A 12,368-nucleotide genomic window follows, 5' to 3' on the forward strand; every position below is an offset into this window, starting at 1 on the left:
ATCTCCTGGCTGCTTGGCATCCCACGCACGGATGCTGTCACCACGAAAGGGAGCACATCTGTGAATGGACTCGAAACGCCTACTCGTTTGTCCCGGACCACCGCGGCCCTCGGTGTCGGCGCGCTCGCTGCCGCGATCACCTTGGGCAGTACAGTTGGTACTGCATCAGCCGACACCCCGGTCGCCGACTTCGGCAGTATCTCGTTCGCGGTGACCAACGGTCCCGACAACACCATCTACGACATCAACGCCATCATCAATCTCCCACCCGGCACACTGCCGCCAGGGATGATGAACCCTCAGATCACTGCGCCCGCCGCGGCCACTCAACCCGTCAACGACTCGTTTGCAGGCACCGCACTGGACTTCGTTCTGAGCTTCATTCAGGCTGCGGCCAGATAGCCGACAACAAAAACGAGGCTACGAACTCGCTAGAGTTTGTAGCCTCGTCTTGTGGTGGGCGAAGGGGGACTTGAACCCCCACGTCCCTAAGGACACTGGCACCTGAAGCCAGCGCGTCTGCCATTCCGCCACTCGCCCGAGCAACGCCGAAACATTATCACGACAAACTTTGAAAGTTCTATTCGTGCAGTTCAGGGCACGAATCGATGAACACCGAGCACTCAAAAGCCCAGAACCGATACCATGCTGAAACAGCGGCCAGGTACTGCCGAAGCGACATTTGACAGTACCGTGGAACCTGTACAGCAGTTTGGACGACACGCGACAAGGCGGTGCCGGCGCTACTTGCCGAGCATTTTGCCGTCGTAGATGCGAGGCGAGAGGAGGGCCCGATGGGCATCGTGCAGCGTTTCGAACGAAAGCTCCAAGGAGCTGTCGGCGACGCATTCGCGCGGGTCTTCGGTGGTGGTGTTGTGCCGCAGGAAGTAGAGGCGGCGCTCCAGCAGGAGGCACGTGACCGCGTCGAGCACCTCGGCGGCGGAATCCTTCTCGCCCCCAACAACTACGTGATCACCATCAACAACTCCGATCACGAAGAGTTGGCAGCTGATCGCGAACTGACGACCAAAGCTTTCAGCCGACACCTGCAGGATTTCATCCGCGATCAGGGTTGGCAGACGTACGGCGACATCTCGGTCACCTTCGAGCCTTCGCCTACGCTCCACACCGGTCAGTTCCGCACCCGCGGAACCGTCGACCCGGATGGTGACGCCGAGCAGGCATCGCCGCCGTCGCATGTTCCGCAGGTTTCGTCGCGGCCTCCACAACGGCCGCCTCAGCGACCCGCACCGATTGTTCCCCCTGTTTCCAATCCAGTCCCGTCACAACCAGGAGCCGGCCCCATGACGCAGAACTCAGGCTACGAACCAAGCCGCGAACCGGCGGGTCGCCAGCCCGAACCGCAGCAGCCGGCACGGAACGGGTACTCCCACGACGACGGCGGTTACGCCGCTCCGCAGGGCCAGGAAGCGCCGTACCAGAACGGTTACGACCGCGGCGACGGTTACCGCACGGGCGACGACCAGCAGGGCTACAACCAGCAGCAGGGTGGCTACGACCAGCAGGCGTACCCGAACCAGCAGCAGCCGTACGAGCAGGCCGGCTACGACCAGCAGAGCTATGACCAGCAGGGCGGCGGCTACGACCAGCAGGGTTACCAGCAGCAGCCGTACGACCAGCAGGGCTACGGCCAGCAGGCGTACCAGGGTGGGTACGACCAGCAGGGCTACCAGCAGGGCGGCTACGACCAGCAGGGTTACCAGCAGCCCTACAACGGCCAGTCCTACGATCAGCCGGGCTACGACCAGCAGAGCTACCAGCAGGGTGGCTACGACCAGCAGGCGTACACACAGCAGCCGTACGAGCAGGCCGGCTACGAGCAGGGCGGCAACTTCGAGCAGACGCAGGCCTACCCGCAGCAGGGCTACGCCCAGCCGCAGGGCGGTTACGCACCGACGGCGCAGAGCCTGACGGCAACCCTGCAGCTCGAGGACGGCAGCGGACGCCACTTCCAGCTTCGCGACGGCAGCAATGTCATCGGCCGCGGCCAGGAAGCCCAGTTCCGCCTCCCGGACACCGGCGTCTCACGTCGCCACATCGACATCCGCTGGGACGGCCGCACGGCGATGCTGTCCGATCTGGGATCCACGAACGGCACCACCGTCAACGGAGCACCGGTCCAGGACTGGCAGCTGGCAGACGGCGACATCATTCGTGCAGGTCACTCGGAGATTCTGGTTCGCATTCTCTGAGCTGAGAAACGGACGCCAGGATTTTTCCGATAACAATCGAACATTCGGCGGTCCGTCGGCGCGCCGCCGTCACGCGGCTGTCAGTATCGTGATCTCCGGGGCCCAGAGCCCCCTATGATGCTGCCAGTCGACAATGCTCGAACCCCGCTGCGGCGGGGCTCGAGCCATAGAAGGAGGTGGACAGCCGTGCAGGGCCTGATTCTGCAACTCACACGGGCGGGCTTCCTGCTCCTACTGTGGCTGTTCGTCTGGGCAGTCCTCCGCACTCTCCGCTCCGACATCTATGCCGGCTCCGGGGTCAGGGTTCCGCCGCGGTACACCCGCGCCGGAAAGGTCCTGCCCTCGCTGGGCAAGGCGAAGGTGCCTCGGTACCTGGTGGTCACGCAGGGCGCCCTCGCCGGTACCCGCATCACCCTGGGTTCTCAGCCCGTCATGATCGGCCGCGCCGACGATTCGACGCTTGTTCTCACCGACGATTACGCGTCGACGCGCCATGCGCGGCTCTCGCAGCGTGGCGCCGACTGGTACGTCGAGGATCTCGGTTCGACCAACGGCACCTATCTGGACCGCGCCAAGGTCACCACTGCGGTGCGCGTGCCGCTGGGCACTCCGGTTCGCGTCGGCAAGACGGTAATCGAGCTACGCCCGTGACCCTTGTTCTCCGCTACGCGGCGCGCAGCGACCGCGGTCTCGTGCGCTCCAACAACGAAGATTCCGTGTACGCCGGAGCCCGTCTGCTGGCCTTGGCCGACGGTATGGGCGGACACGCGGCCGGTGAGGTCGCATCGCAGCTGATGATTGCCGCTCTGGCGCATCTCGACGACGACGAGCCCGGCGAGGATCTGCTCGGCAAGCTCGAGGCAGCCACCCGCGAGGGCAACGATTCCATCGCCGATCACGTCGAGGAAGAACCCGAACTCGACGGCATGGGCACCACGCTCACCGCGATCCTCTTCTCCGGCAGCAAGCTCGGCCTCGTGCACATCGGCGACTCGCGCGCCTACCTGCTGCGCGACGACCACCTGACGCAGATCACCCGCGACGACACATTCGTCCAGTCACTGGTTGACGAGGGCAGGATCACCGCCGAACAGGCACACACGCACCCGCAGCGATCCCTGATCATGCGGGCGTTGACCGGCAACGAGATCGAGCCGACGCTCACCGTGCGCGAAGCCCGCGCCGGCGATCGTTACCTGCTCTGCTCCGACGGCCTCTCCGACGTGGTCAGCGACGAGACCATCGAGAACACGATGCGCGAGGGTTCGCAGGAGCAGTGCGCCGACCGTCTCATCGAATTGGCGCTGCGCAGCGGCGGTCCCGACAACGTCACCGTCGTTGTCGCCGATGTCATCGACCTCGACTACGGCCAGTCGCATCCCATCGTCGCGGGCGCCGCGTCGACGGAAGAGGAAGAGGACGCCCCTCCCCCCAACACCGCAGCCGGCCGCGCCGCTGCCATGCGTCCGCCGCGCGCGACGCCCAAGCGAGTTGTCTCACAACCCGAACCGGAACCGAAGAAGAAGCGGAACCGGTTGTGGTGGGTGGTCCTCGCCGTGGTGCTGATCGCACTGGTCGGCGTCGGCGCCGTGATCGGCCGCGCCGTCATCCGCAACAACTACTACGTCGGCGAAGACAACGGCCGCGTGACGGTGTTGCGCGGAATCCCCGGTTCGGTGCTCGGTTACTCGCTGCAAGACGCGGATCTGGTGGGTTGCGTCGGCGACGACGACGTCCTGACCCTCGTCTCCCCCGACGCGATTCCCAGCAACTGCAACATCCTCGAAGTGACGGATCTGCAGCCGTCGGCGCAGGAGCAGGTGCGCGCCGGGCTGCCGTCCGGCAAGCGTGAAGATGCGCAGAGCCAGATGATCCGTCTCATCGGCGGCGATCTGCTTCCTCGTTGTGAGCCGGTTCCGACGACGACGGCCGCGCCCACTCCCCCGCCGGCACCGGAGACCACTCCGGCTCCTGCGCCGCCCGCTGAGCCGGCCACGCCGACGACGGCAGCACCCACGACTACGCCTACGCCGACCGACATTCCCGGTCAGACTTGCAGGACGGTCAACTGATGTCGTCCAACGCAGCTGCGGGGACGGCTTTTCCGAGTCCGCCCGGAGGTTTTGCCCCGGCGCCGGTCCAGTCGACCCGCCGAAACGTGGAGCTGCTGCTCCTGGGCTTTGCCGTCATCATCACGACGGTCTCGCTTCTGCTCGTCGAGGCGAGCCAGGAACAGAAGATCACGCTGGACCTCGCCAAGTACGCGCTCGCGTACACGGGCTTGTTCCTGATCGCGCACTTGGCAATTCGGCGGTATGCGCCGTACGCCGATCCGCTGCTGCTGCCGATCGTCGCCCTGCTCAACGGCCTCGGGTTGGTGCTCATCCACCGACTCGACCTCGCCGACGAACAGACAGCGCTCTACAACGGCGTCGAGGCACCGTCACCGGATGCGAACCAGCAGGTCATGTGGACTGCACTGGCGATCACCGGTTTCGTGCTGCTGCTCGTGTTCTTGAAGGACTACCGCCTGATGGCGCGGTTCAGCTACACGCTCGGCCTCGCAGGCCTGGTGTTCCTGGCGATTCCCGCGATCCTGCCGGCGAAGTTCTCGAGCGTGAACGGCGCGAAGATCTGGATTCGCCTGCCCGGATTCAGCATTCAGCCAGGTGAGTTCGCGAAGATCCTGCTCATCATCTTCTTCGCGTCCGTGCTCGTCGCCAAGCGCGACCTGTTCACCTCGGCCGGTAAACACTTCCTGGGCATGGACTTTCCGCGTGCCCGCGACCTCGGCCCGATTCTGCTCGCCTGGATCGTCTCGGTGGGCGTGCTCGTCTTCGAAACCGACCTCGGTACGTCGCTGCTGCTCTTCAGCACCGTGCTGGTGATGCTCTACATCGCGACCGAACGTGTGGGCTGGCTGGTGATCGGCGGCGGACTGCTCGCCATCGGATTCTTCTTCGCCTACAAGATGTTCGGTCACGTGCGCGTGCGCGTCGACACCTGGCTCGATCCGCTCGGCGACTACGCCAACACTGGCTATCAGATCTCGCAATCGCTGTTCGGCCTGGCCACCGGTGGTATCGCCGGAACGGGTCTGGGCAGCGGCCGCCCCAACCAGGTGCCGTTCGCGAAGACGGACTTCATCATCGCGACCATCGGCGAAGAGCTCGGCCTGATCGGCCTGGCCGCTGTGCTGATGCTGTTCCTGCTTCTCATCGTGCGCGGCCTGCGTACGGCGTTGGCGGTGCGCGACAGCTTCGGCAAACTGCTCGCCGCCGGTCTGTCGTTCACCATTGCGATCCAGATCTTTGTCGTCGTCGGCGGCGTCACCAAGCTGATCCCGCTGACGGGTCTGACAACACCGTTCATGTCGTACGGCGGCTCGTCGCTGCTCGCGAATTATCTACTGCTGGCCATCCTCGTCCGGATCTCGGACGCGGCTCGTGCGCCGGTAGTGACGAAGAAGAAAGGTCCGCCCCCAATCGCTGACGCCAATACCGAGATGATGCCGCGCGTATGAACACTCCACTGCGCCGCGTCGCGATGGCCGTCATGGTGATGGTCGTCGCGCTCCTCGCCAACGCCACGTACGTACAGGTCATCAAAGCTGACGACCTGCGAGCCGACCCGCGCAACTCGCGGGTGCTGCTCGACGAGTACTCACGCCAGCGAGGTCAGATCTCGGCTTCCGGTCAGGTGCTTGCCGCCTCCCGCGCCACCGACGACCGGTACAAGTACCTGCGCGAGTATCCGAATCCGTACCCGTACGCACCGGTCACGGGCTTCTACTCGATGCAGTACGGCAGCGCCGGCCTCGAGCGCACCGAGGATCCGATTCTCAACGGCTCGGACAACCGGCTGTTCAGTCAGCGCTTCTTCGACCTGGTGTCCGGACGCGATCCGCGCGGCGGCAACGTCGTCACGACGCTCAATCCGGCCATGCAGCAGGTGGCGTACGACCAGCTGACCAGCAAGGGTTACACCGGTTCCGTCGTCGCCATCGAGCCGAGCACCGGACGCATCCTGACGATGGTCAGCACTCCGAGCTACGACCCGAATCTGCTTGCCAGCCACGACGGCGCCGAAACCACGAAGGCGTGGGACGAGCTCAATGCCGATCCCAACGATCCGCTGGTCAACCGCGCGATCTCGCAGACCTACCCACCCGGCTCGACGTTCAAGGTGCTCACCACGGCCGCAGCTCTTGGCAACGGTGCGACGCCGGACGACCAGCTGACCGCGGCTCCGCAGATCACGCTGCCCGGCACCAGCACGACCCTCGAGAACTACAACGGCAGCACCTGCGGCCCCAACCCGACGGCGTCGTTGCGCGACGCGTTTGCGCGCTCGTGCAACACGGCTTTCGTCGAACTGGGCATCAAGGACGGCGCCGACGCCATCAAGGACGAGGCCAGCGCTTTCGGCATCGGGCCCAACACTCCGGCGATCCCGCTCCCGGTTGCTGACAGCACCGTCGGCGACATCTCCGACGACGCGGCTCTCGGCCAGACCAGCATTGGCCAGCGCGACGTCGCGGTGACCCCGCTCGAGAATGCAGTGATCGCCGCTACCGTCGCCAACGGCGGTGTGCGGATGCAGCCCAACCTGATCTCGCAGTTGCAGGCACCGGATCTGACCGATCTCAGTACGCCGTCACCGGTGTCGATGGGTCAGGCGATCTCGCCGGCAGTGGCCGCAACGCTGACTGATCTGATGATCGGCTCGGAGAACTTCACCGGCGGCGACGGCAAGATCCCCGGGGTTCAGATCGCGTCCAAGACCGGTACCGCCGAGCACGGCGTGAACCCGCGGGAAACTCCGCCGCACGCCTGGTACATCGCTTTTGCACCGGCGCAGAATCCGACGGTCGCCGTGGCCGTCATCGTCGAGAACGGTGGTGACCGCGGACTTGCCGCTACCGGTGGCTCGGTTGCTGCGCCGATCGGTCGTGCAGTCATCGCAGCCGGAATCCAAGGGGGCTGAACCGTGGCGTTGAACAACGGCGCTTTGATCGCCGATCGTTACCGATTGATCCGTCTCATCGCCACCGGTGGGATGGGTCAGGTGTGGGAAGCCACCGACTCACGGCTCAACCGTCGCGTCGCCGTCAAGGTACTCAAGTCCGAGTTCTCTTCCGATCCGGAGTTCTTGGAGCGCTTCCGCTTCGAGGCCCGCACCACCGCACAGCTCAACCATCCAGGTATCGCCGGAATCTACGACTACGGCGAGACCCGTGACAGCTCGGGCGATTCCACGGCGTACCTGGTGATGGAACTTGTCAACGGTGAGCCGCTCAACGCCGTCCTGGCACGCGTCGGCCGCCTGGCGGTTCCGCATGCCCTCGACATGCTCGAGCAGACCGGCCGCGCCCTGCAGGTCGCACACGACGCCGGTGTCGTGCACCGCGACGTGAAGCCGGGCAACATCCTCATCACGCCGACGGGCCAGGTGAAGATCACGGACTTCGGCATCGCCAAGGCCGTCGAGAACTCACCTGTCACGCGCACGGGAATGGTGATGGGCACTGCCCAGTACATCGCGCCCGAGCAGGCTCTCGGTCAGGACGCGACCGCGGCGAGTGACGTGTACTCGCTGGGAATCGTCGGATACGAAGCACTTTCGGGTCGACGCCCGTTCACCGGTGACGGCGCGCTGACCGTCGCGATGAAGCACGTGCAGGAAACTCCGGCGCCGATGCCGGCCGACCTGCCGCCGAACATCCGCGAGCTCATCGACATCACGTTGACCAAGGATCCGGCCGGCCGCTACGCCAGTGGCGGTGAGTTCGCCGACGCCGTTGCAGCCGTTCGGGCGGGGAGGCGTCCACCGCCGCCCGGTCTGCTCGCCACCGGTGCCGCGAGCGCGTTGCCGGCTACGGGTGCCACGCAGGTCATGCCGCCGACGTACGCGGGCCCGGTGACGGGCGCAGCTGTTGCGGACGACGCGGCAGCCGGCGGAATGACCAGTGGGCAGAAGGCCGTGGCATGGGCCGGCGGCGGATTGATCTTGTTGGCGTTGATCATCGGCGGAGTCTGGATCGCGACCGACGGTCCGAGCGACCCGACGCCGCCCGTCGTCACGTCCACGACGTTGCCGACCACCACGACGACCAAGCCCACCACGACGACGACTCGGCCGACGACGACGACCACCGAGCCGACAACCACCACAACTCGGCCGACGACAACCACGACCGAGCCGACAACCACCACGACAACGCCGACCACGACAACAACAACTCCGACGACCACAACCACCACCACGACGACAACGACGACCACAACGACCACTGAGCCGTTGGCGGATCCCGGAGACGCTGAAGAACCGCTAGGACAAGACCAATGACGACACCCCGCAATCTCTCCTCCCGCTACGAGCTGGGTGAGATTCTCGGCTTCGGCGGAATGTCCGAGGTTCACCTGGCGCGCGACCTCCGACTCAGCCGCGACGTCGCGATCAAGGTGCTGCGTGCAGACCTCGCGCGCGATCCCACGTTCTACTTGCGGTTCCGTCGTGAGGCGCAGAACGCTGCCGCGCTGAACCATCCGGCGATCGTGGCCGTCTACGACACCGGTGAAGCCGAGACCGACGCCGGGCCGCTGCCGTACATCGTCATGGAGTACGTCGACGGCGACACGTTGCGTGACATCGTGCGCAGCACCGGGCCGATGACTCCGCGCAAGGCGATGGAAGTGATCGCGGACGTCTGTGCCGCTTTGGACTTCAGCCACCGCAACGGCATCGTGCACCGCGACGTCAAGCCCGCCAACATCATGATCAACCGTGCCGGCGCCGTGAAGGTGATGGACTTCGGTATCGCCCGTGCCATTTCCGACGCGTCGAGCCCGATGACGCAGACGGCCGCCGTGATCGGCACCGCTCAGTACCTTTCGCCGGAGCAGGCGCGAGGTGAGCAGGTGGACGCACGTTCGGACGTCTACTCGCTCGGTTGTGTGCTGTTCGAGATTCTGACGGGCGAGCCGCCGTTCAAGGGTGATTCACCGGTCGCCGTGGCGTACCAGCATGTTCGTGAGGATCCGCAGACGCCGTCGGAGATCAATCCCGACATTCCGCGCGAGCTGGATTCGATCATTCTCAAGGCGATGAGCAAGAACCCGGCCAACCGCTACCAGAGCGCCGGCGACATGCGCAGCGACTTGGTACGCGTTCTGGGCGGTCAGCGTCCGAGTGCGCCGATGGTGATGAACGACGAGGACCGCACCACCATCCTCGGCGCCGTCGGCTCCGACACCGGGAACTACCGCACTGCTCCCGATCCGGTCGAGCCGGTTCCTGCGAGGACAACTCGCGCCGCCGAGCCGCCTGCCAAGAAGAAGGGCGGACGCTACGCCCTGATGGGCATCGCGGCGCTTCTGGTGATCGGTCTGGTGACGTTCTTCCTCATTCGGGTGAACTCGCCGAAGGTCGAGATGGTGACCGTTCCGGGTGACCTGACCAACCAGCCCGCCGACGTCGCCGAGGCGACGCTGACCAACGCCGGATTCCAGGTGGAGCGTCAGCAGAAGACGGACAAGGTCATCGCTGCGGGAAACGTCATCACGACGCGTCCGGTTGCCGGGGTGCGCATCGAGAAGGGCAGCACCGTCACCATCGACGTGTCCACCGGCCCCGAGCAGGTCGCGATCCCACGCCTGACCGGCCTGAGCCAGGACGACGCCGAGAAGAAGCTCAACTCCGTCGGACTCCGACTTGATCCGACCATCGGCAAGGCCGCATCGACCATTGCCGAGGTCGACAAGATCGTCAATCAGGACCCGGCCGTCGGAGTGTCGGTTGTTCTCGATTCCGCGGTCTCGATCACCGTCGGCACCGGTCCGGAGCAGGTTCGTGTCCCGGATGTGACCGGTCAGCGTGAAGAGGTGGCGAGGCCCAACATCGAAGGTGCCGGGTTCGTCGTCCAGATCACCGAGATCGATTCGGGACTGCCGAAGGGACAGGTCGTTTCGACCGACCCGACCGGCGGCACGTCGGCCACCAAGGGTTCGACCGTGACGCTGCGAGTGTCCAACGGCAACCAGGTCGCGATGCCTGATCTCACCAACAAAACGGTGTCCGAGGCGTTGACCACGCTTCGCGCAGCCGGTTGGGCGGGAACTGCTTCGCAGCTGGTGCAGAACCAGAGCACGACGCTCACCCCGGAAATGGTGGGCAAGATCGTCTCGCAGACGCAGCCTCCGGGCTCGGAGATCTCCAAGGACGCGGTCATCACCGTCAGCGTCGGAGCGCTCGGAATCCCCGGCCGCTAGCAAAGTGAAAAAGTGCCTCCCGGAGATTTCCGGGAGGCACTTTTTTGTGGACAGGTGTCAGAGAATTGCGGGCAATGCGCCACCGAGCGCCGACGCGACCTCGGCCTCGAGGGCTGCGACGAGCCCTTCCGGGGGCGCCTCACCGCAGACTGCGAGCCAGTTCGCGAGCATCCGGTGCCCACCCTGGGTGAGAACGGACTCGGGGTGGAACTGGACGCCGTGAATCGGCAGTTCGCGGTGACGCATCGCCATCACGACGCCGCTCTCGGTGTGTGCGGTCACCTCGAGTTCCTCGGGAATGGTGTCCTCGAGAACCGTCAGCGAGTGGTAGCGGGTAGCGGTGAACGGATCGGGCAGCCCGGCCAGGACGCCGACGTCCTTATGATGAACCAAGCTCGTCTTGCCGTGAAGCAGTTCGGGCGCGCGGTCGACGGTTCCGCCGAAAGCCGCACCGATCGCCTGATGTCCGAGGCAGACGCCGAGCAGCGGGGTCTTGGTGTCGGCGCAGACCTTCACCAGATCCATCGTCGCTCCCGCGCGCTGCGGAGTTCCGGGGCCAGGGCTCAGGAGAATGCCGTCGAACTGCGCTACTGCACCCTCGAGGTCTGCCGTCAGTTGTGGATCGTCGTTGCGCCAGACCACGGCTTCGGTTCCGAGCTGGCCGAGGTACTGCACCAGGTTGAACACAAAGCTGTCGTAGTTGTCGACGACGAGAATCCTCATGAGAGCAGGGTAAACGCCCGTGCTATCCGCCGGTATAGGCGGGGACCGTGATCTGCGACGGCGTCGCCTGCGTGTACCCGAGGCCGAAGCGGGTCGCGTACTGCTTGTAGATCCGAATGCCCGGTTCGGCAGCGAGTGCCGCCTCGAGGCGCGCAACATCGCCGATCGCGCTCATCACGTACGGCGGGCTGTAGGTACGGCCGTGAAGAAGGAGGGTGTTTCCGATGCACCGCGGCGCCGACGTACTGATGATCCGTTGGTCCTGCATGCCCACCGCTTCGGCCCCGCCGGCCCACAGTGCGTTCAGCACGCTCTGGACGTCCTGCTGATGCACGACGAGGTCGTCCGGGGTGGCGTCGACCGGATACTTGCCTTCGGCGTTGCGCGGGGCGTCCGTCATGGTGACCACGACGCCGGGGCCGGTCATCTCCGTCAGTCCCGCGTCGGCGGAGATGTTCTTGATGTCACCGAGAGCGGCGGCCACGCCGGCGTCGGACCGAGCGGCGTCTTCCTGCAACGAATCGAGCTGAGCGGCAAGTTCGTCCCGGTCGGCCGAAACTTTTTCGGCATTGGCCTGTGCACTGCGGACCAGATCGGAGAGCCTGGTGCTTTCGGTGACCTGAAGCTGGTTTTCCTCGGCGGATCTTTGCGCCGTGGCAACCATCAGACCGGCTACCAGGCAGACGGCAAGTACACCGATGTGCCAGACGGTTCGTGAAGATTCACCCGAAGACACGTGGCTCCTCCCGGATTGTGCAGGTCGGCCGGTGACCAACTGGACACAGCTACGTTAGCGTGTAGGTAACACATGCAGGTCACACCGTAGAGCGAGGACGCCATGCCCAAGTCGAAGGTCCGTAAGAAGAACGACTACACAGTCAACCCAGCAAACCGCACTCCGGTGAAGGTGAAGATGGGTCCGTCGAGCACGCTGTACGTCTCCGTGATGCTCGGATTCATGCTTCTCGGCCTGGCGTGGTTGATTGTGTACTACTTGGCCGCGGATTCGATCACGTGGATGAACGACTTGGGAAACTATAACTTCCTCGTCGGCTTCGGCTTCATGGTTGTGGGCCTTGTGATGACCATGAGATGGCGCTGACCAGCGATTATCTGATTCGGCTCGAATCGTGACCGTCTCTCAATTACATGGGTGTCATTC

Annotated in this window: 11 protein-coding genes and 1 tRNA gene; 9 read left to right on the forward strand and 3 right to left on the reverse strand. The window is 64.9% G+C overall.

The annotated features are described in order from the left end of the window. The first annotated feature begins 60 nt into the window (after window positions 1-60). Window positions 61-402: a hypothetical protein gene (locus QM596_RS27515; RefSeq protein WP_283310392.1), complete on the forward strand. Its 342-nt coding sequence runs from the start codon at window positions 61-63 to the stop codon at window positions 400-402. 52 nt (window positions 403-454) lie between these two features. On the opposite strand, the gene QM596_RS27520 is transcribed toward QM596_RS27515, so the two are convergent. Further along, window positions 455-540, reverse strand: a tRNA-Leu gene (locus QM596_RS27520). 254 nt (window positions 541-794) lie between these two features. Between QM596_RS27520 and QM596_RS27525 the strand changes: the two genes are divergently transcribed. The 7 genes from QM596_RS27525 (at window position 795) to pknB (ending at window position 10,483) form a co-directional block, all read left to right on the forward strand. Further along, window positions 795-2,213: an FHA domain-containing protein gene (locus tag QM596_RS27525; RefSeq protein WP_021332622.1), complete on the forward strand. Its 1,419-nt coding sequence runs from the start codon at window positions 795-797 to the stop codon at window positions 2,211-2,213. Between the two features lie 186 nt (window positions 2,214-2,399). Continuing rightward, complete coding sequence (locus QM596_RS27530) at window positions 2,400-2,864, forward strand: FHA domain-containing protein FhaB/FipA (protein WP_003943418.1); 465 nt, start codon at window positions 2,400-2,402, stop codon at window positions 2,862-2,864. Continuing rightward, window positions 2,861-4,285: a PP2C family protein-serine/threonine phosphatase gene (locus tag QM596_RS27535; protein WP_003943416.1), complete on the forward strand. Its 1,425-nt coding sequence runs from the start codon at window positions 2,861-2,863 to the stop codon at window positions 4,283-4,285. Before QM596_RS27530 ends, QM596_RS27535 begins: the two co-directional genes overlap by 4 nt. Then, window positions 4,285-5,736 carry an FtsW/RodA/SpoVE family cell cycle protein gene (locus tag QM596_RS27540; RefSeq protein ID WP_003943414.1) on the forward strand — a complete coding sequence of 484 codons (1,452 nt, stop codon included), beginning with the start codon at window positions 4,285-4,287 and terminating at the stop codon, window positions 5,734-5,736. The genes QM596_RS27535 and QM596_RS27540 overlap by 1 nt, the downstream gene beginning before the upstream one ends. Further along, entirely contained in the window at window positions 5,733-7,199 is a 1,467-nt protein-coding gene (locus QM596_RS27545) for a peptidoglycan D,D-transpeptidase FtsI family protein (RefSeq protein ID WP_007735774.1), read from the forward strand. Before QM596_RS27540 ends, QM596_RS27545 begins: the two co-directional genes overlap by 4 nt. Window positions 7,200-7,202: 3 nt before the next feature. Further along, window positions 7,203-8,561 carry a protein kinase domain-containing protein gene (locus QM596_RS27550; RefSeq protein WP_019746232.1) on the forward strand — a complete coding sequence of 453 codons (1,359 nt, stop codon included), beginning with the start codon at window positions 7,203-7,205 and terminating at the stop codon, window positions 8,559-8,561. Beyond that, window positions 8,558-10,483: a Stk1 family PASTA domain-containing Ser/Thr kinase gene (gene pknB / locus QM596_RS27555; protein WP_019746231.1), complete on the forward strand. Its 1,926-nt coding sequence runs from the start codon at window positions 8,558-8,560 to the stop codon at window positions 10,481-10,483. Before QM596_RS27550 ends, pknB begins: the two co-directional genes overlap by 4 nt. A gap of 57 nt (window positions 10,484-10,540) precedes the next feature. Here pknB and QM596_RS27560 read toward each other — a convergent pair whose 3' ends face one another. Both QM596_RS27560 and QM596_RS27565 read right to left on the reverse strand, forming a co-directional pair. Beyond that, complete coding sequence (locus QM596_RS27560) at window positions 10,541-11,206, reverse strand: aminodeoxychorismate/anthranilate synthase component II (RefSeq protein ID WP_003942537.1); 666 nt, start codon at window positions 11,204-11,206, stop codon at window positions 10,541-10,543. A 22-nt stretch (window positions 11,207-11,228) separates the two neighbouring features. Beyond that, complete coding sequence (locus QM596_RS27565; protein ID WP_020905624.1) at window positions 11,229-11,942, reverse strand: DUF881 domain-containing protein; 714 nt, start codon at window positions 11,940-11,942, stop codon at window positions 11,229-11,231. A 102-nt stretch (window positions 11,943-12,044) separates the two neighbouring features. On the opposite strand from QM596_RS27565, the gene crgA reads away from it, so the two are divergent. Beyond that, window positions 12,045-12,308, forward strand: coding sequence for a cell division protein CrgA (gene crgA, locus QM596_RS27570; protein ID WP_019746229.1), 264 nt, complete (start codon window positions 12,045-12,047; stop codon window positions 12,306-12,308). The last annotated feature ends 60 nt before the right edge of the window (window positions 12,309-12,368 follow it).

It is taken from the genome of Rhodococcus sp. IEGM 1406 (genome assembly GCF_030056745.1).
GTDB classification, from domain to species: Bacteria; Actinomycetota; Actinomycetes; order Mycobacteriales; family Mycobacteriaceae; genus Rhodococcus_F; species Rhodococcus_F erythropolis.

What these genes read in the sequence shown, in the direction of transcription:
- QM596_RS27540 (WP_003943414.1), top strand. Translation starts at nt 4,285, where the DNA reads ATGTCGTCCAACGCAGCTGCGGGGACGGCTTTTCCGAGTCCGCCCGGA.
- pknB (WP_019746231.1), top strand. Translation starts at nt 8,558, where the DNA reads ATGACGACACCCCGCAATCTCTCCTCCCGCTACGAGCTGGGTGAGATT.
- crgA (WP_019746229.1), top strand. Translation starts at nt 12,045, where the DNA reads ATGCCCAAGTCGAAGGTCCGTAAGAAGAACGACTACACAGTCAACCCA.
- QM596_RS27525 (WP_021332622.1), top strand. Translation starts at nt 795, where the DNA reads ATGGGCATCGTGCAGCGTTTCGAACGAAAGCTCCAAGGAGCTGTCGGC.
- QM596_RS27545 (WP_007735774.1), top strand. Translation starts at nt 5,733, where the DNA reads ATGAACACTCCACTGCGCCGCGTCGCGATGGCCGTCATGGTGATGGTC.
- QM596_RS27560 (WP_003942537.1), bottom strand. Translation starts at nt 11,206, where the DNA reads ATGAGGATTCTCGTCGTCGACAACTACGACAGCTTTGTGTTCAACCTG.